This is a genomic window from Pedobacter steynii (genome assembly GCF_900103665.1).
Taxonomy (GTDB): Bacteria; Bacteroidota; Bacteroidia; order Sphingobacteriales; family Sphingobacteriaceae; genus Pedobacter; species Pedobacter steynii.
On the sequence record NZ_FNGY01000005.1, the window covers coordinates 304,783 to 323,497 of the forward strand.

Genomic DNA, 18,715 nt, shown 5'->3' on the forward strand with positions numbered 1-18,715 from the left:
AGCTATATGTTTTTGTCTGCTTTATTTTTCTCCTGATAGAGCTTGGCAAAAGACTTCGGTGCAACTTCCGGCATACTGCGGTACTTGCCCCAGGTCTTCTTGAAAAGAAACCTCAAAAAGAAGTTTTTGACCTTTCCGCTAACCATATCCATTCTTGATCTTTTTTGCATTCCGGTATTGAACAGTTTCCATCCAATTTCTTCAGATTTACTGTTTTCATGATCTGCAGCTGCATCTCTTCTATTGAGCAGGAGCATTTTATGGATGTCTATTTTTACGGGACATACTTCCGAACATTTACCGCATAAGCTGGAAGCATAGCTCAGGTGTTTAAAGTCTTTCATTCCCTTTAAATGTGGGGTGATGATCGAGCCTATAGGTCCGCTATAGGTGGTATTATAAGTGTGTCCTCCAATATTTTTATAGACCGGGCAGGCATTCAGACAGGCACCACACCGGATACAATATAAGCCCTGACGCTGATCTTTCTCAGCGAGCAGGTTGGTTCTTCCGTTGTCCAGCAAGATGACATACATTTCTTCCGGACCGTCCGTTTCTTCCGGACGTCTGGGACCACTTAAAATCGTATTGTAAACGGTTAGGTTTTGTCCTGTACCATGACTGGCAAGCAAAGGCCAGAAGAGGTCCAGATCAGCCATGGAGGGGATGATTTTCTCAATTCCTACAATGGCAATATGGATTTTTGGAAAAGTGGTGCATAATCTCGCATTTCCTTCATTCTCTGTCAATGCAATACTTCCGGTATCCGCGATTAAGAAGTTTCCTCCGGAGATGCCGATGTCTGCTTTCAGGTATTTGTCTCTAAGCAGCTCTCTTGCTTTTTGTGTAAGCTGTTCCGGTGTTGCGTCGATCGGTGTTCCAAATTTATCATGAAACAGCTTTGCAATTTCTTCCTTACTCAGGTGCATGGCCGGAGTTACAATATGGTAGGGTGCCTGACCAAGCAGTTGTACAATGTATTCGCCCAGGTCGCTTTCCAGAGATTCAATATTGTTCTTTTCCAGGAAATCATTAAGGTGTATTTCTTCGGTGGTCATGGATTTTGACTTGATCACCGTCTTCCCGCCATTTCGCTGGATGATGTTCAGGATTTCTTTTTGGGCCTCCTCTGCATCATTTGCCCAGATCACTTTCCCTCCTCTACGTTGAAAATTGGATTCAAATTCAGGAAGAAACTTATCCAGGTTCTCCATCACCCGCCATTTAATCACATGGGCCTTCTTCTTTGAGTTTTCTAAATTTTCAAACCTCGATGTGCCCCTTTCTACGGCAACATTATATTTGCCAATATTATGATTAATTGTCTTGCGATGCCCTAAATCAAAGGCTTTTTCATCGGCCTTAACCAAAAATTCATCAGATATCTTCATCATCTTCAAATATAAAAATAATTAGGCTTCAGTAATGATCTGCCTGATTTATTTCCCAATCTAATGTTTTTTATTACTTCTGGAATGCATTCGGGAATTGAAAGCTCATTTTGCGGAGTTTCGACGAAAAAAAAACGGTCTGTTGGTCGAATAGTAATGGCAGTTGGTCGACTGTTACTGCGGCATGGTCTAATGCGCCAAAAAACGCTGAAACGTTTCCTGTGAGATGGTGTCTTATCTACAAAACAACAATTAAATAATTAAAAACTTAAAATATAAAAGATATGAAAACTGCTATCAAAACCCTATTCGCTTCAGCTTTAACTGCTATCGTTTTAACTTCTTCAGCCTTCACTACTTTCGCTAAAGACACTACACCTGTAAGTGCATCCGCTAATGTAAAGTTCAATAAAGTAGTCGTAACCGGAAATGCCAAAGTGGTATTGGTGCAGGCACATTCAGAAAGCATCACTACAATTGATGAGCTGACTGCGAACACTACTGTTCAACAAAAAGGATATACTTTGTACATCAACTCTACTGAGCAAAATCCTGCAACGATCTATATCTCTGTAAAGGACCTGCAAAGAATAGATGCTTCAAATACAGCTGAGGTAAAAACCCGTGGTAACTTTGACCTTGCCGTTCTTCAGATCTTTTTAAAAGATGGTGCTAAAGCAAATGTAAATGCAAAAGTAGGTAGTCTTTATACCGACATGAAAGACCAGTCAGATTTGAAATTAAGTGGTTCATCAGCAGAACACAACCTGGTTAGAAATGATGTTTCTAAATTAAACGTAACTGATTTCGTGATCGCCAAACTATAAAAGCCCGTAACCCACAGATAAGAAAAGGAACCCCTTTTTGCAAGAAACCGCTGATCCGATCTGCGGTTTTTTTGTATATAAAAAAACCTGCACAAGGCAGGTTTTTCAATTATTTTTAATTCTTTGGCGTTCCGTCGTCGTTCTTGTCTACTTTAGGGCGGGTGGCACGATTGGCCAGTTCCCAAGCAGTATAGTAAACCAATCTTGCTCTTTTAGCAAGCATAGGGAAATCTATTTTGCTGACTTCATCTCCGGGTTGATGATAATCTTCATGAACACCGTTGAAATAGAAAATTACAGGAATCCCGTGTTTAGCAAAGTTATAATGGTCAGAGCGGTAGTAGAAGCGGTTTGGATCTGTTCTGTTATTATATCTCTCATCAAGATTGATATTTACGTAATCCTTATTTGCTTTTTTACCGATTTTGTCCAGCTCCGAGCTCAGCATATCTGAACCGATGATGTAGACAAAGTTATTGTCGGATGCATGGTCTTTATCGCCTCTGCCAATCATGTCGATATTCAGGTTGGTGATGGTGTTTTCCAATGGGAATACCGGATTCTCTGAGTACCATTCTGAGCCCAGTAGCCCTTTTTCTTCACCGGTAACGGTCATAAAGAGGATGCTTCTTTTAGGACCTTTACCGGCTTTTTTTGCTTTAGAAAATGCTTCAGCCATCAGGAGTACTCCTGTTGTTCCTGAACCATCATCATCAGCTCCGTTATTGATTTTATCGGGTCCTTTCGCTTCCGGCGTGATTCCGATATGGTCATAATGTCCGGTAACCACTAAAATTTCATGTTTAAGTTTAGGGTCAGCACCTTCCAGGAATCCCAATACGTTTTCTGCTCTTACTTTAGTTTCCTGTTTTTTCGCATTTACAGATACGGGAATCGTAATTTCCTGTGATGCGGGTTTGCCACTTTCTGCAATTTTCTTTTTCAGGTCAGCGATATTTGTTTTTGCAGCAGCAAGAATCTGATTGGCCAGTGTGGTCCCGATCATGATCGTTGGAAGTCCTGCCGGAGCTTTCCTTTTTTCCATCTCTTCTTTGGATTTCATCACCAATTGTGAAGAAAGAAGATAGGCTTTCAGATTTTCAGGCATGACGTCAATGGTTGGGTCGATGACCAATACTGCTGCCGCTTTTTTTTCTGTTAAATATTTGATTTTTGCAGTGGCTGCGTTTCTTGAATTTGAGGCTGCAGTTCCGCTTGGATCTCCGGATTTGAAAAGCATCACCACTTTTCCGGTAACGTCTATGCCTTCAAAGTCATTGTACCCTTCTTTGGTCAGGCCATAACCAACAAATAAAATGCTGTTGGCATTAAAGGCATAACCTTCTCCTGAAACAGCTTGTGGAACGATATAAAAATCTTTCAGGGCTTCTGCCGGCTGTCCGTTGACCGTTAAGATCTGGGAAAGCGAGGTCGTAACCATATCGACCGGCTGAAAATAATCTCCGTTTACCGGCCCTTTCAGACCCAGACTTTTGAAGTAGTTTTTAATGTAATCAGCGGCCATCCATCCGCCTTTTGTCCCCGTTTCCCGACCTTCGTAGGCATCGGAAGCAAGTACAGACAGGTGTTTGTAGGCATTGTCTTTAGTGATGGTTTTACTGAACCTGACAGCATCCTTATTTTGTGCGGAAGCAGAACAGGCCATTGTAAGCACAAAACTGGCATACAAGAAATGTTTTTTCATGAGTTAATAATTTGGTTAGCGGTTGGTTTGGTTGATACGTCTGGAAATTAGCAGGAAATTTTGTCCACTCTGCCTTCATGCCTTCCACCTTCGAAAGGGGTATTTAAGAAAGTTGTAGTCATTTCTTTTGCCAGGTCTTCAGAAACAAATCTTGCCGGTATACATAAAACATTAGCATTGTTGTGCATTCTTGCCAGGGCAGCGATTTCATTCAGCCAGCAAATGGCTGCACGGATATGCTGATGCTTGTTTGCGGTGATTGCGACACCATTTGCACTTCCACAAACCAGGATACCAAAGTCGTATTCCTTGCTTTCTACAGCCGATGCCACAGGGTGAGCAAAATCAGGATAATCGACAGACTGAGTGGAATATGTTCCAAAGTCTTTGACCTCATAATCAGTTAGAAAGGATTTTAACAATTCCTTGTATTCGAAACCAGCATGGTCTGCGCCAATTGCAATTTTAACTTTTGTTTCTGTTGACATCTTTAAAAATATATAGAATAATAATAAACCTGTGTAACCTTCCTGTTAGTCTTTTCTTACTTTGGCTACGCCATAAAGTTCTTTGTTTTTCTTGCGTTCGATGTTTGCTGAGATGTAAATACTCAATTCATAAAGCAGGAATAAAGGAAGGGCAACAATCAGCATCGTATAAGGATCGGCAGTAGGAGTCACGATTGCCGCAACGATCAGGATCAATATTGTAGAATATCTTCTGCTGGCACGCATAAATGCGGGCGTCATGATGCCTAACTTTGATAAGATATAGATGATTACCGGAAGCTGGAAGATGACACCTGAGCCCAGGGTTAAGGTCATCACAGAAGACAGGTAAGAATCTATCGTAAAGGTATTCTGAATCTCCGGACTCACCGTGAAGTTGGTCAGGAAGTTGATCGACAGCGGACAGATCATGTAATATCCGAAAAGGATCCCCAGGAAGAAAAGAAAGGATGCGAAGGCGACGAAGCCGCTGGCCGACTTTCTTTCATTTTCATGAAGAGCTGGTTTAACAAATAACCAGAGTTCAAACAACAGGTAGGGGATGCCTAAGATAATCCCTACCATCACACAGGAATTCAATTGGAGGGTAAATTGCCCGGCCATTTCTGTGTTGATGATTTTTGCGTCAATTTTGGTGATACAGAAGTCGGAACCTATGGACGGAAACTTTTCTACAAGTTTACACATCATTCTGTAGGTCCAGAAGTTGGGGTTCTTGGGCCCCATAATAATGGTGTTGAAGATAAAGTCAGTATAATAGAACGCTCCTGCAGTTAGCACAAGGACCACGGCTAAGGCGCGTAACAGATGTTTTCTGAGGACATCAATGTGGTCAAAGAAAGACATTTCTGCCTCTAAAGTTTTTCCTTTTTCTTTTATAGCACCAATAAGGTCCCTTTTCTTAGTATCACTCATGTACGTTATTTGTAAAACAAAAATACCATTCTATTGTATTCAGAATGGTATTTACGTTTTAAATCTACTAAATAGTTTTTCTATTCTGAAAATTCGAAGGTTTCCATAAACTTCGTGGTAAAATTACCAGCTCTAAAGTTAGGATCTTTCATCAGTTTTAAGTGGAAAGGTATCGTAGTTTTTACACCTTCAATCACAAATTCGCTTAAAGCACGCTCCATTGTACTGATGGCTTCTTCCCGTGTTTGAGCCACACAGATCAGTTTAGCAATCATTGAATCGTAGTTTGAAGGGATTTGATAACCTGCGTATACATGTGTATCTACCCTTACCCCATGACCACCCGGAGAGTGGAAGTTGGTAATTTTTCCAGGAGAAGGTCTGAAGTTGTTAAAGGGATCTTCAGCATTGATCCTGCATTCGATGGCATGCATATCCGGTAAATAATTTTTTCCGGAGATCGGAACGCCTGAAGCTACTTTAATTTGTTCCTTGATCAGGTCATAATTGATTACCTCTTCTGTAACCGGGTGCTCGACCTGGATACGGGTATTCATTTCCATGAAATAGAAGTTGCGGTGTTTATCCACTAGGAATTCGATGGTTCCGGCACCTTCATATTGTACCGCAAGGGCACCTTTGATGGCTGCGTCACCCATTCTCTCGCGAAGTTCTGGTGTCATGAAAGGAGATGGTGCTTCTTCTACCAGCTTTTGATGGCGGCGTTGAATAGAGCAGTCACGTTCTGACAAGTGACAGGCTTTACCATACTGATCTCCGATAATCTGGATTTCAATGTGGCGTGGATCTTCGATATATTTTTCTAAGTAAAGACCATCATTTCCAAAGGCTGCACCCGACTCTTGTCTGGCGCTGTCCCATGCATTTTCAAAGTCTTCATCTTTCCAGACTACGCGCATTCCACGGCCACCACCACCGGCAGTAGCTTTCAGGATGACAGGATAGCCCATTTCATTGGCGATTTTAATACCCTCTTTGAAATTATCAAGTAAGCCTTCCGAACCTGGAATGGTTGGAACACCTGCTTTTTTCATCGTTTCTTTTGCGGAAGCTTTATCACCCATAGAGTTGATTTGCTCCGGAGTCGCTCCGATAAATTTAATTCCATAATCACGGCAAACGGAAGAAAACTTAGCGTTTTCAGATAGGAAACCGTAACCTGGGTGTATGGCATCTGCATTGGTTAATTCAGCAGCTGAGATGATATTTGGGATGCTCAGGTAAGAATCCTTACTTGGCGGAGGTCCTATACAAACGGCTTCATCGGCAAAGCGTACGTGTAAACTCTCTCTGTCTGCAGTAGAGTAAACCGCAACGGTTTTGATGCCCATTTCTTTACAGGTGCGGATGATGCGTAATGCAATCTCGCCCCTGTTGGCAATTAGTATCTTTTTAAACATATATGTCTATTAAGTAACAATCTGTTGATCTTTGGCCTTGACAGGTTAAGATTCAACAAGACGAATTACATAGGTTCAACTAAAAATAACGGTTGGTCATATTCTACTGGAGAAGCATTTTCTACAAGAACTTTTACGATTCTTCCGGAAACTTCACTTTCGATTTCATTGAACAATTTCATGGCTTCAATGATACAGATCACTTTGCCTACCGCGATTTCATCACCTACATTGGCGAAAGAAGGCTTGTCAGGGCTTGATGAACGGTAGAATGTTCCGATCATTGGTGATTTTATAGTGATGTATTTAGAATCGTCTTCAGCAGCAACGCTTGCTTTTGTTTCTGTTGGTGCTACCGGTTGTGGTGCTGCCGCAGCCGGAACTACTGCCGGAGCAATCTGAGCTGGAACAGTTGCGTGAACAACAGTTGGAGCCTGATTGGTTTTGATAGTAATTTTGAAGTCTTCCTGCTCAATAGCGACTTCATTTACGCCCGAACGAGAAACAAATTTAATAAGTTCCTGAATTTGTTTGATATCCATTTTTTGGTGTTATTTAGAGAAAACAGTATGTCTTAACAATTACCTAAGTTAAGATTAATTATTTTAATAAAATTTAATAAGCCCATTTTAAGTACACGGAGCCCCAGGTAAAACCGCCTCCAAATGCTGCGAGGATAATGTTATCGCCTTTTTTTAACTGGCTTTCCCATTCCCATAAGCAAAGAGGTATTGTCCCATTTGTGGTATTTCCGTAACGTTGAATGTTGATCATTACCTTTTCTGTGCCAAGGCCCATTCTGGATGCAGTCGCATCAATGATCCTTTTATTGGCCTGATGAGGAACCAACCAGGTGACATCATCGGAGGTCAGGTTATTTCTTTCCATGATCTCAGCAGCGACATCTGCCATATTGGTAACGGCAAATTTGAATACCGCCTGACCTTCCTGATGCACTACGTGCTCATTGTTGTCTACGGTTTCATGGCTTGCAGGTCTGGCAGAACCTCCTGCTTTCTGATGTAAGAATTGACGGCCGGCACCATCACTTTTCAGGATGGAATCCTGGATGCCCATTCCTTCTTCATTAGGTTCTAAAAGAACAGCACCACAACCATCACCAAAAATGATGCAGGTGGTACGGTCATTATAATTGATGATAGACGACATTTTATCGCCACCAACAACCAATACTTTTTTGTGTTTACCCGATTCGATGAACTGTGCTCCTGTAGAAAGTCCGTAGATGAACCCTGAACATGCTGCCTGCAGATCATATCCCCAGGCATTTTTGGCGCCAATCTTATCCGCTAAGATATTTGCTGATGCAGGAAACGGCATATCAGGTGTAGTGGTACAGAAAATGATCAATTCGATCTCTTCGGCAGAAATTCCACGTTTTTTAAGCAATCCGTTCACGGCTTCAACAGCCATGTGTGAAGTACCTAATCCTTCACCTTTCAATATTCTCCGCTCCTTGATACCGGTTCTGGAAGTAATCCATTCATCCGTAGTGTCTACAATAGATTCAAGCTCTTTATTAGTCAGTACGTAATCTGGTACGTAACCATTAACAGCCGTAATCGCAGCGTGAATTTTATTCATTTTCAATGTTCCTTATTTAAATGCAGCTTGAATTTTGCCTACCAAGCCAGTAGTAATCATGTCTCTGGATTGCAGGATCATGTTTTTGACAGCCGTCGGACTTGAAATGCCATGACCTATGACCACAGGGGCATTGACACCTAAAACCGGGCTTCCGCCATAGTTTTCATAATTAAAGCGGTCAAAGAACTCGTCTTTTAATCCTCTTTTCAGGGTCAGTACGTAAAATGATTCTGCCAGTTTAAGCATTACATTTCCTGTAAATCCATCGCATACAATGACGTCGGCTTTATCGTTGAATAAGTCCCTTCCTTCCACATTTCCCACGAAGTTAAAGAGATTGGTATCCTTCATTAAAGGGAAGGTCGCGAGGCTGAGCATATCGCCTTTCTCGTCTTCTTCACCAATATTCATCAGGGCCACTTTAGGATTGACAATTTGCATGACATATTCCGCATACAAACTTCCCAATACACCAAACTGAAGCAAGGTATCCGGCTTGCAATCGGCATTTGCGCCAACGTCAAGCATCAGGCCTACGCCACCGCTAAGTTTAGGAAGAAAGGTTGTGAGACATGGTCTGATGATTCCGGGAATAGTTTTTACGCTAAATACGGCACCAACAAGCATTGCACCAGAGTTACCGGCACTAGCAAAGGAATCGAGTTTACCTTCTTTAAGTAAGGAAAAGCCGATAGCAATACTGGAATTTGGCTTTTGAACAATAGCCTTAGTGGGATGTTCGCCCATACCAATCACTTCTTCGGTATGAACATATTCAAAGTGATCCGGATTGAATCCGTTTTCAGTGAGAAGGGGCTTAATCTGCTGCGTATCTCCAATCAGCACTATGTGCTCTCCGGGAGATAACAATTGATGGGCAGCTATTGCTCCTAAAACGTTCGCTTTAGGAGCATAGTCTCCGCCCATTATATCGAGACCTATTTTCATAGTAAAAAATCAGTTTGTGTTAGAAGGCACAATTGCCTTTGTTTCCAGTCGCTAAAGGTAAACTTAAACCGACTTAAAACACAAACTATTTTTCAAGAAAATTAACCTATTGAAGTGTTTTCAATAACCAATTTACCGTTGTAGTATAGGTTACCATCAACGTTATATGCATGGTGAGGTACGTGAATTGCACCAGTGGTTTGACAAGTAGCCAAAGAAGGAGCTACTGCTTTATAGTGAGTTCTTCTTTTATCTCTTCTACTTTTAGAAATCTTGCGTTTTGGATGTGCCATTGCTGATTTGTTTAATTATTATTTTAATTTTTTTAATGCTGCCCAACGCGGGTCATCATCGTTGTTTTCTTCTTCTTCCTGTGTTCCGGCCGATAAACGTTCCAGTCTCTCGATCATTTCCTGATCGCATTTCTGACCATCGCCATCCTGCTCACAGATTTTAATATAAGGTACTGAAACATTGATGAGTTCGTAAATCGGAAGGGCTACATCGAGCTCACTTTCTTTTTTACTCAGGACAATGATTTCTAAATCATCACTTTCCAGTTCATCTTCGGCAAACTTTACGATCTGCCTTTCCTGTACTTCTATTGGTGCATTAAATTCTGATAAACATTTATCACAATCCAATACGATTGTTCCTTTGATGTGGAACTGCAAAATTAACATTGTTTCCTGTTTATCCAGTTCAATGTCAACTTTTAAATTCCCCTTTTTTACTAAAGAGTATTCAAAGGCGTCAAAAAAGCTGTTATCAACGTCAAAGTCAAACTGATGCTTGCCAATTTTTAAGCCGGTAAAGGGGATTGAAAATTGTTTTAGTGGTTTCAATTGTAACAAAATTTTAGCCCGCAAATGTAGGAATTATTTTATAGAATTAAAATGTTTTTTAATTCTAATTTGCATCATCTTTTGTATCTGCTGCAGTTTCTATAATTTTTCCGCCACTTCTGAGCTGGTTTTTCAATAATTCTTCCTGTTCTCTTCTGTTCCTCACGATGTGAGTTGCTGCAAATAAGGCTTCTATAAACGAAGTCGGATCTGCGACATTCTTTCCGGCAATGTCGTATCCTGTGCCATGATCTGGCGAGGTACGGACAATTTTCAGGCCTGCAGAGTAGTTCACTCCGGTGCCAAAAGCAATGGTTTTAAAAGGGATTAAACCCTGGTCATGGTACATCGCCAGAACCGCATCAAATTGTTTGTACCCGCCTTTCCCAAAAAATCCGTCAGCAGGGTAGGGCCCAAAGCAAATTACGCCTTTATCGAAAGCTTGCTGGATGGCCGGCATAATTATTTCTGCCTCTTCTTTGCCCAATAGTCCGTTGTCACCGGCATGTGGATTCAATCCAAGCACGGCAATTTTTGGTTTTTCAACCCAGAAATCTTTTTTTAAACTTTCGTTCATCAGCACGAGTTTCTTCACGATGGCCTCTGTGGTGATGCTTTTGGATACGTCAGTGATCGGAATGTGGCCTGTAACCACACCTACCCTGATGTCTTCGCTCAAAAGAAACATCAGCACATCATTACTTCCACTGCGTTCCATCAGGTATTCTGTATGTCCCGGGAATTTAAAGGTTTCTGACTGGATGTTATGTTTGTTGATTGGTGCGGTAACCAACGCATCAATATCGCCTTTGATTAAGTCTTCTGTTGCTTTCTCCAAAGAAATTAAGGCATATTTTCCGCCAATTTCATTGGCAACGCCAAGGTCGATCTTTACATCTTCCTCCCAGCAGTTGATGATATTTGCTTTTTTAGGATTGGCAAGTTGCGCTTCGGTAATTACATTGAAGTTGAAATCACTCAGGCCTAAAGCTTTGCGGTGGTATGAAGCAACCTTGGTATGTCCGTAAACAATGGGTGTGCAGTAATCAAGAATCTTACTTTCAGCTAAAGTTTTAAGGATGACCTCTAAACCAATACCATTGACATCACCTATGCTTATTCCAATTTTTATTTTATTGCTCATGCTTCATGAAAAATTTAGCGCAAATTACAGAATTCATTTTAAAATGGCCGGATTTACTGTTGATCCTATTGTTTTTCTATTTGTGTGGTCCTGAAAAGCCTTATATCCTGCTTCTCCCTGACGCTCAACAGTTCATGTAGGGATCTTATTACATTTGTCATTAAAAATGAAAAGTCCCTTTTAAAAGCCTTTAAGGAGCTTTCGGCCGAATGTTAGTCCAATACTCGCAAAACTTTGCTTATTTTGCAGCTTTTAGGAGGAGTATATATGAGTTTGGTTAGGGCAAAGAAGCATTTAGGACAACATTTTTTAACCGATAAGAAGATTGCGGCAAAAATCGTAAACGGCCTGGTGCATACCGATCAGTACAGGCAGGTGCTTGAAGTTGGCCCCGGAATGGGAATTCTTTCAGATATTTTATTGGAGCGGGAAGATCTCGAGACTTTTCTGATTGATATTGATGTGGAGTCTTATCACTTTCTTCAGGAAAAATACCCTCAGTTGGGAAGCCGGCTGATTAACGGCGATTTTCTGGCTTTAGACCTTGCCGGAATATTTAAAGAAAAATATGCGATCATCGGAAACTTCCCCTATAATATCTCTTCACAGATTCTTTTCAAGATTCTGGAAAACAGAGGGCAGGTGGTAGAGATGGTTGGTATGTTTCAAAAGGAAGTTGCAGAACGTTGTGCTTCCAAGTCAGGAACCAAAGATTATGGAATTTTGAGTGTGCTGATTCAGGCATACTATGATATAGAGTATTTATTTACCGTGAAACCGGGAACCTTTAATCCACCGCCAAAGGTCAACTCTGGTGTAATCAGGTTGAGTCGTAATCAGGTGGAAAGTCTGCCATGTGATGAAAAACTTTTCTGGAGAACGGTGAAAGCCGGGTTCAATCAAAGGAGAAAGACTTTGAGAAATGCACTTTCTGGTGTCGTTCCCAAAGATAAAATGGACGACCATATTTTCTTTGATAAACGGGCGGAACAGTTGAGTGTGGAGCAGTTTATCGAACTGACACAACACTTAGCCTATCTTTCACAATAACAATCAGTCATTTAATCGTAATGAGCAAAGGGAAAATTTTAATTGTTGATGAACTGCATCCTGTTTTTAAAGAGCGTGCAATAGCTTTAGGGTATGAGGTAGACGATGAGCCCCTTTTTACCCGGGAACAAACTTTAGCTGCGATTTCTGCTTATCAGGGAATTGCGGTAAGGACAAAATTCAGAATTGATCAGGAATTGATGGCTGCTGCGCCTTCGCTTAAATTTATAGCAAGAGCCGGAGCGGGTTTAGATAATATCGATGAAGCTTACGCCTTAGGTCGTAACATCACTTTACTGAATGCGCCTGAAGGCAATATGGATGCCGTAGGTGAACATGCTATCGGTTTGCTGTTGTCTTTGATGAATAACTTCCGAAAAGCCGACCAGGAGGTGCGCAATGGCATCTGGGACAGAGAAGGAAACCGGGGTTATGAACTGAAAGGAAAGACGGTTGGCATTATTGGTTATGGCTTTATGGGGCAGCGTTTTGCGAAAAAACTTTCCGGCTTTGAAGTGAATGTAATTGCTTATGATAAATATAAAACAGGCTTTACAGATGCCTATGCGAAAGAAGTGAGCATGGAAGAGATCGTAAGGCAAAGTGATGTTTTAAGTTTACATATTCCACTGACAGGAGAAACCCGTCAGATGTTGAACGAAGAATACCTGTTTCATTTCCGCAAACCTTTCTTTTTTATCAATACGGCCAGAGGAGAGATTGTGAATACCGGGGCGGTATTGGCAGGGATTCAATCTGGAAAAATCCTGGCCGCCGGGCTGGATGTGCTGGAAGTAGAAAAGTTTCCTGCATTGGCAAATCAGGACTGGTTTAATCAGCTTAAAGATGCGGGAAAAGTGATTTTAACCCCGCATGTTGGTGGCTGGACCTTCGAATCTTACCGTAAAATATCAGAAGTTTTAGCAGAGAAGCTTTCTTCTGTCATTTAAACATACATTTTACTTAAACTACCGAAATTCAAATTAAATAATTTGTTTTTGTGGTTGTACCCCATTATCTTCGTTTTTATTGAAGCAAGACTATGTAGGTTTAAAAACCGATGTAGTCTTGTTTGTTTTTATAGTAATACATAAAATAAATTGAGCTATGACAGAGGTTACCTATTATACCCAAGATGGTTTAGACAGACTAAAGGAAGAATTACATCATATGAAAACTACCGGAAGACAACAAATCTCTAAGGCAATTGCCGAAGCCAGAGATAAAGGTGATCTTTCTGAGAACGCGGAATATGATGCAGCGAAGGAGGCGCAGGGTTTGCATGAAGCTAAAATAGCAAAATTGTCAACAACACTCTCTACAGCCAGATTAATTGATGAATCTAAGCTTGATACCTCGAAGGTATTGGCATTATCTATAGTAAAGATTAAGAATATTAAAAACGGAGCTACCATGTCTTATCAATTGGTCGCGGAGAGTGAGGCCGACCTTAAAACCGGTAAAATCTCCGTAAAATCGCCGATTGCCCAAGGTTTATTGGGTAAATCCGTAGGCGATAAAACTGAGATTCAGGTTCCTGCAGGAAAGATTGAATTCGAGATATTAGAGATCACCCGATAATCCTTTAACATTTTATCCAATGGCAAGCATATTTTCAAAAATAGTAGATGGTGAGATCCCTGCACATGTTGTAGCGGAAACCACAGAATTCCTGGCTTTCTTAGATGTAAATCCCCTCACTATGGGCCATGTCCTGGTGATTCCTAAAAAGGAAATTGATTACATTTTTGACATGGATGAAGAAAGCTATTTCGGACTAACCTTGTTTGCTAAAATTGTAGCTACTGGCCTGAAGGAAGCTTTTCCCTGTAAAAAGGTAGGAGTTGCTGTGATTGGCTTGGAAGTGCCGCATGTGCACATTCATCTCATTCCGATGAATGCCGTGAACGACATGAACTTTAGTAAAGAAAAACTGAAACCTTCTCAGGAAGAACTGGAAGAAGCTGCGATAAAGATCAAGACGGCACTGAGTGAAAGTACCTCTTAAAGGCTAAGATTTACGCATTCAGACCGTAGCAAAAAGCGGGTATTCCTATTTGGAATACCCGCTTTTTGTTGTTGAAGATTTTTTCCGTTCGTTCCTATTGTTAAAATGTGTTGGAGAAGGACATGTCCTTTGCTATTTCCGAGGGGCCTTTCTGGAAGCTGTAATTGATCTGTTCCGGATCAGAAATGATGTCACAGATCAGTTCATCAATTTGATCTTTATCCACATTTGGCATACAGATAATGTGGGACAAACCGCTTTCTGAAGCAAGCTGCCATTTCTGGCAAACCCATTTTGAAGGAGCAGGAAAAACAACAGTGATGGCATTCTGATTTCTCCAGGCTTCAATCCCCAGGCTTTTCAGCTGTTCTTCTGCATAAGCGGCAATGGCCAGACTGTGCATGGCCCTTTCTTTTAGTCCCTTCATTCCTAATTTCTTCAGCGTATACCAAAGGAACAGCGGGCTATGTCCATTTCTCGAACCAGTGATGGTGGTATCCACACTGCCGATATAATCTATAGAACGTGCGATCCTGTCGCGGTTTGTTTTCTTAACGATCACCAGTCCGCAAGGCATCGGCGAACCCAGGAATTTATGTCCACTAATGGCAATACTGTCTACGCCATCGGCAAAGTCGAAGGCTGGACGGGGCTCAATAAAAGCGCTGTAACTTCCTGATAAAGCACCATCAGCATGGATATAATGATTTTTAATAGCCAGGTTTTTTAGAATTCCTTTAATCCTTTTCACATCATCCCTTGCTTCTGTCATGGTTGTTCCTATATTGGCGAAGATGACTACCGGAAGGTGACGGTTCATGAGGAGACTATTGTGAAGGTCTTCATAATCCATTTCTCCATTGGCCTGGGAGCGGATGGCAATATTGGGCATGTTTAGCAATAAAAGGTTCTTCTGAACGCTATAATGCGTTGAGTCGGAATAATAGACCATCGCCTTTGGATAAAGTTCTCTGGCGAGATAGAGGCCGTACATGTTTCCTTCAGAGCCTCCATTGGTCACATATCCCCACCAGTTGTCTTGTTGTGCACGGAATAGTTCAGCAAAGAAGCGAACCACATCTCTTTCCAGTTCTCTGGTGTCTACAGCGTAGGTAGATTCTGTAAAAGGATCTCCAAGATTATTGATCGGATATTGCAGAAAGGGAAGGAGTGGGGTATAGTCGAAATCTTTAGATACAGGATAGCCAAGGAACAAACGGGTTTTCGATTGCAGCTTTTCATATAGCTCCGAGAGTCTTTTATTATCTTCAGTTGAAAGATTAAATTCCATGGTTATTCAGTTTGTTTAGACTTCAAATTTATATATAACCAGTTAATTGATCTTTTAATTTGATTATAATAGAAAATAAACACTTAATTTGCTATTTAATTAGTCTCATTGATCTGAAATGCGGCTGATTATTTTAAAATTCAGAAAAACTAAACTAGATGGAACAGTTCGATAAGATGGATCAACGCATTTTAAATGCTTTACAGCACAATGCAAGGTTGAATACAAAGGAGATTGCACATAAGGTGGGGTTAACCGTTACACCAACTTATGAGCGCCTGAAAAAGATCGAGAAATCCGGGGTGATCAAGAATTATGTGACCTTGCTGGACCGGGAAAAGATAGGCAAGACCCTGGCTGCATTTTGCAATGTTACTTTGCAGGTACACTCTCTTCCATTGCTAAAGAAGTTTGAAGCTGCAATGAGTAAGCTCGATGAGGTGATGGAATGCTATCACGTTGCCGGAACTTATGATTATCTGTTGAAAGTAGTGGTGAATGACATGAACAGATATCAGGATTTTTTAACCAATAAGCTGGCAGCAATTGAGAATATTGCGAACGTGAATAGCTTATTTGTGATGACGGAGATCAAGCACAGCACTGCTTACGTGATTGAAAAATAAGGAGTTATTTTAATTTTTCGTTGTTCTTGTGTCGGTCAGTATCCCTGATGGTTTTCTTAATCAGGTTTTTTTCCATGGCGTCGGTCAGGTCGATTCCGGTCTGATTTGCCAGGCAGATGAGTACAAACAATACATCAGCCATTTCATCAGCGAGGTCTACAGCTTCATCACTTTTTTTAAAAGACTGTTCTCCATATTTTCTAGACATAATCCTGGCCACTTCCCCCACTTCTTCCATGAGGATCGCGGTATTGGTGAGCTCATTGAAATAACGGATGCCTGTATTTTTTATCCATTGGTCTACGGTTTCCTGTGCTTCTGCTATGGTCATACTATTCTTTATTTTTGGTGTCTATCATGATGGTTACCGGGCCATCGTTTACCAGGCTGATCTTCATATCTGCGCCGAAGATTCCGGTCTGTACCTCCTTTTGGAGATGGGCAGATAGTTTTATGATCATTTCTTCGTAGAGTGGAATGGCTTTGTCTGGTCGGGCAGCTCTGGTAAAGCCAGGTCTGTTGCCTTTTTTTGTAGCTGCAAATAAGGTGAACTGACTGATGAGAAGAATATTCCCATCGACATCTGCGAGTGATTTATTCATCAGGTCATTTTCATCCCCAAAGATTCTCATGTTGACAATCTTCTGGCTAAGCCAATCCAGGTCTTCTGAGGTATCGGCATCTTCAATGCCTAAGAATACCAGGAAGCCGGTATTGATGCTGCCGGTTATTGCTCCTTTGACTACACAACTTGCTTCAGTAACTCTTTGTATAATTGCTCTCATGGGGAATTAAGCGCGGGTTTCGTTGCCATTGTAAATGCTGAGGTAGCTTTCATACCTGCTGATTTCGATTTCTCCGTTTTCTACGGCGGTGATAACCGCACATCCAGGCTCATTGACATGTCTGCAATTGTTGAACCTGCATTGATTGAGTAAGGCCCTCATTTCTCTGAAATAATGACCCAGCTCTTCAGGCCTGATGTCGAAGATGCCCAGCTCTCTGATGCCAGGTGTATCAATCAGGTATCCTCCAAAGGGAAGGGTATGCATCTCTGCAAAAGTAGTGGTATGTTGTCCTTTGTCACTTGCTTCGGAGATTTCACCGGTTTTGATGCTTCTGCCCGGAAGCAGTACATTGATCAGGCTTGATTTTCCTACGCCTGAGTGTCCGGAGAATAAGGTAGTTTTATCTTTTAACAGGCCTTCTATCTGAGGGATATTGGTTCCTTCCAATGCCGATACGGTATAGCAAGGATAACCGATGTTCTCATAGATATTTTTGTAATCTTCCAGAATGGCCAATCCATCTTCATTAAATAAGTCGAGCTTGTTAAAAATCAGGACTGCCGGAATATCATAAGCTTCTGCGGTGGCGAGAAAGCGATCAATAAAACCTAAAGACGTTCTTGGTGAAGCGAGGGTAACGACCAGAAAAGCCTGATCCATGTTGGCCGCGATAATCTGCGCTTGCTTAGACAGGTTTATAGATTTACGGATGATGTAGTTCTTCCGATCGTGTAATTTATAAATAACACCATTGTCTGAATTGGGTTCGAGCTCAAATTCTACCTGATCGCCAACAGCAATGGGGTTGGTCGTTTGAATGCCCTGAATCCGGAACTTCCCTTTAATACGGCAGTCGTAATCGACACCATTTTCTGCGTGTACCTGATACCAGCTTCCTGTTGATTTTATGACTAATCCTTGCATATGATGGGGTAAAGGTAAGAAATTGTTTTAGGGTAATTATTTTTTGAGGCGATTGATCATATTTATCGTTTTTACTGTTTGCTGGAATAGTTGTTGAGCAATAAAAAATATGAGTTATATTAATGTTATTGTGGATTGTGAAAGGTTCTTAAGCTTGGTCAAAAGAATAGCATTGAAGTACAATGTGTATTGTTATTTTGAATATAGAGCTGTAACGGATAGGACGAAAAGGAGTTACTTAAAAGTTGACTTCAACCTGGAGAATTACAGTGAATTGTTAAATGAAGCGTACGGGCATTTCTTTTTCATTTCAAAAGAGGTAGCTATTACTGAGAATTTAAGCTTTTATGATGATGGACTTTTTGAGTTTTCAATTGAAGGAGGGGGAGGGAAAAAATCCGGACATGAAATTGAGATTCTTACACTAAGACTTTTGGCCAAAAATCCAGATAAGAGGATTAAATCTTTTTTTAATGCAATTAATAACGAATTCAAGACGAGTGAGGATTTCTCACAAGGTATTGGTCCATCCAATTATTATAAAAAATTCTTTTATTTAAAGGAGTTCGCTGATGGTGACTTTGAAATCTGGAACGATCTGAAAAATAAAAATTTGTCAATGAGTATCGTTAGGCAGTGATGTTATTCTATTTTATCCCCTGAGTTGAGAATGAGCGACTTAACTGCCTGTCCGTTTGAAAGCGCTGTTTAATAT

Annotated in this window: 22 protein-coding genes; 7 read left to right on the forward strand and 15 right to left on the reverse strand. The window is 41.0% G+C overall.

All coding sequences use genetic code 11. The features are described 5' to 3' along the window. Positions 1-2 precede the first annotated feature (2 nt). Complete coding sequence (locus tag BLQ87_RS15685; RefSeq protein ID WP_074608468.1) at positions 3-1,394, reverse strand: LutB/LldF family L-lactate oxidation iron-sulfur protein; 1,392 nt, start codon at positions 1,392-1,394, stop codon at positions 3-5. A gap of 281 nt (positions 1,395-1,675) precedes the next feature. On the opposite strand from BLQ87_RS15685, the gene BLQ87_RS15690 reads away from it, so the two are divergent. After that, positions 1,676-2,218, forward strand: a complete 543-nt coding sequence (locus BLQ87_RS15690; protein ID WP_074608470.1) for a GIN domain-containing protein — start codon at positions 1,676-1,678, stop codon at positions 2,216-2,218. Between the two features lie 115 nt (positions 2,219-2,333). Here BLQ87_RS15690 and BLQ87_RS15695 read toward each other — a convergent pair whose 3' ends face one another. The 10 genes from BLQ87_RS15695 to pdxA all read right to left on the reverse strand — a co-directional run bounded on the left by BLQ87_RS15695 (position 2,334) and on the right by pdxA (position 11,313). Next, complete coding sequence (locus tag BLQ87_RS15695; protein ID WP_074608472.1) at positions 2,334-3,923, reverse strand: M28 family peptidase; 1,590 nt, start codon at positions 3,921-3,923, stop codon at positions 2,334-2,336. Between the two features lie 47 nt (positions 3,924-3,970). After that, positions 3,971-4,411, reverse strand: coding sequence for a ribose 5-phosphate isomerase B (rpiB, locus tag BLQ87_RS15700; protein ID WP_074608475.1), 441 nt, complete (start codon positions 4,409-4,411; stop codon positions 3,971-3,973). A 45-nt stretch (positions 4,412-4,456) separates the two neighbouring features. Further along, positions 4,457-5,347 carry a twin-arginine translocase subunit TatC gene (gene tatC, locus BLQ87_RS15705; RefSeq protein ID WP_074608477.1) on the reverse strand — a complete coding sequence of 297 codons (891 nt, stop codon included), beginning with the start codon at positions 5,345-5,347 and terminating at the stop codon, positions 4,457-4,459. Positions 5,348-5,427: 80 nt separating this feature from the next. Then, positions 5,428-6,768, reverse strand: a complete 1,341-nt coding sequence (gene accC, locus BLQ87_RS15710) for an acetyl-CoA carboxylase biotin carboxylase subunit (protein ID WP_074608480.1) — start codon at positions 6,766-6,768, stop codon at positions 5,428-5,430. Between the two features lie 65 nt (positions 6,769-6,833). Continuing rightward, positions 6,834-7,310 carry an acetyl-CoA carboxylase biotin carboxyl carrier protein gene (gene accB, locus BLQ87_RS15715; protein ID WP_073238289.1) on the reverse strand — a complete coding sequence of 159 codons (477 nt, stop codon included), beginning with the start codon at positions 7,308-7,310 and terminating at the stop codon, positions 6,834-6,836. 73 nt (positions 7,311-7,383) lie between these two features. Then, positions 7,384-8,373, reverse strand: coding sequence for a beta-ketoacyl-ACP synthase III (locus tag BLQ87_RS15720; protein ID WP_074608482.1), 990 nt, complete (start codon positions 8,371-8,373; stop codon positions 7,384-7,386). Between the two features lie 12 nt (positions 8,374-8,385). Then, positions 8,386-9,324 carry a phosphate acyltransferase PlsX gene (plsX, locus tag BLQ87_RS15725; protein ID WP_074608485.1) on the reverse strand — a complete coding sequence of 313 codons (939 nt, stop codon included), beginning with the start codon at positions 9,322-9,324 and terminating at the stop codon, positions 8,386-8,388. Positions 9,325-9,425: 101 nt separating this feature from the next. Then, positions 9,426-9,617 carry a 50S ribosomal protein L32 gene (rpmF, locus tag BLQ87_RS15730; RefSeq protein WP_073238280.1) on the reverse strand — a complete coding sequence of 64 codons (192 nt, stop codon included), beginning with the start codon at positions 9,615-9,617 and terminating at the stop codon, positions 9,426-9,428. Between the two features lie 18 nt (positions 9,618-9,635). Continuing rightward, positions 9,636-10,169 carry a YceD family protein gene (locus BLQ87_RS15735; RefSeq protein ID WP_074608488.1) on the reverse strand — a complete coding sequence of 178 codons (534 nt, stop codon included), beginning with the start codon at positions 10,167-10,169 and terminating at the stop codon, positions 9,636-9,638. A 64-nt stretch (positions 10,170-10,233) separates the two neighbouring features. After that, positions 10,234-11,313, reverse strand: coding sequence for a 4-hydroxythreonine-4-phosphate dehydrogenase PdxA (gene pdxA, locus BLQ87_RS15740; RefSeq protein WP_074608490.1), 1,080 nt, complete (start codon positions 11,311-11,313; stop codon positions 10,234-10,236). Positions 11,314-11,580: 267 nt separating this feature from the next. Between pdxA and rsmA the strand changes: the two genes are divergently transcribed. The 4 genes from rsmA (at position 11,581) to BLQ87_RS15760 (ending at position 14,371) form a co-directional block, all read left to right on the forward strand. Continuing rightward, on the forward strand, positions 11,581-12,363 hold the full coding sequence (gene rsmA, locus BLQ87_RS15745; protein ID WP_074608493.1) for a 16S rRNA (adenine(1518)-N(6)/adenine(1519)-N(6))-dimethyltransferase RsmA: 783 nt from the start codon (positions 11,581-11,583) through the stop codon (positions 12,361-12,363). 20 nt (positions 12,364-12,383) lie between these two features. Further along, entirely contained in the window at positions 12,384-13,313 is a 930-nt protein-coding gene (locus tag BLQ87_RS15750; RefSeq protein WP_074608495.1) for a 2-hydroxyacid dehydrogenase, read from the forward strand. Positions 13,314-13,470: 157 nt separating this feature from the next. Then, positions 13,471-13,944 (forward strand): transcription elongation factor GreA, encoded by a 474-nt coding sequence (gene greA / locus BLQ87_RS15755; protein WP_074608497.1) that lies wholly within the window; start codon positions 13,471-13,473, stop codon positions 13,942-13,944. Between the two features lie 19 nt (positions 13,945-13,963). Further along, entirely contained in the window at positions 13,964-14,371 is a 408-nt protein-coding gene (locus BLQ87_RS15760) for an HIT family protein (RefSeq protein ID WP_074608498.1), read from the forward strand. Positions 14,372-14,471: 100 nt separating this feature from the next. Here BLQ87_RS15760 and BLQ87_RS15765 read toward each other — a convergent pair whose 3' ends face one another. Then, entirely contained in the window at positions 14,472-15,662 is a 1,191-nt protein-coding gene (locus BLQ87_RS15765) for a histidine decarboxylase (RefSeq protein WP_074608501.1), read from the reverse strand. Between the two features lie 158 nt (positions 15,663-15,820). On the opposite strand from BLQ87_RS15765, the gene BLQ87_RS15770 reads away from it, so the two are divergent. Then, the gene (locus tag BLQ87_RS15770; RefSeq protein ID WP_074608504.1) at positions 15,821-16,288 is read left to right on the forward strand and encodes an Lrp/AsnC family transcriptional regulator; all 468 of its coding nucleotides are present in this window, start codon (positions 15,821-15,823) and stop codon (positions 16,286-16,288) included. 4 nt (positions 16,289-16,292) lie between these two features. Here BLQ87_RS15770 and BLQ87_RS15775 read toward each other — a convergent pair whose 3' ends face one another. The 3 genes from BLQ87_RS15775 to rsgA are packed head-to-tail and all read right to left on the reverse strand — an operon-like array spanning position 16,293 to position 18,000. Next, complete coding sequence (locus BLQ87_RS15775) at positions 16,293-16,619, reverse strand: nucleotide pyrophosphohydrolase (protein WP_074608506.1); 327 nt, start codon at positions 16,617-16,619, stop codon at positions 16,293-16,295. A gap of 1 nt (position 16,620) precedes the next feature. Then, complete coding sequence (dtd, locus tag BLQ87_RS15780; protein ID WP_074608509.1) at positions 16,621-17,073, reverse strand: D-aminoacyl-tRNA deacylase; 453 nt, start codon at positions 17,071-17,073, stop codon at positions 16,621-16,623. Positions 17,074-17,079: 6 nt separating this feature from the next. Continuing rightward, the gene (gene rsgA / locus BLQ87_RS15785; protein WP_074608512.1) at positions 17,080-18,000 is read right to left on the reverse strand and encodes a ribosome small subunit-dependent GTPase A; all 921 of its coding nucleotides are present in this window, start codon (positions 17,998-18,000) and stop codon (positions 17,080-17,082) included. 109 nt (positions 18,001-18,109) lie between these two features. Here rsgA and BLQ87_RS15790 point away from each other — a divergent pair, with 109 nt between their 5' ends. After that, complete coding sequence (locus tag BLQ87_RS15790) at positions 18,110-18,640, forward strand: hypothetical protein (protein ID WP_074608514.1); 531 nt, start codon at positions 18,110-18,112, stop codon at positions 18,638-18,640. The last annotated feature ends 75 nt before the right edge of the window (positions 18,641-18,715 follow it).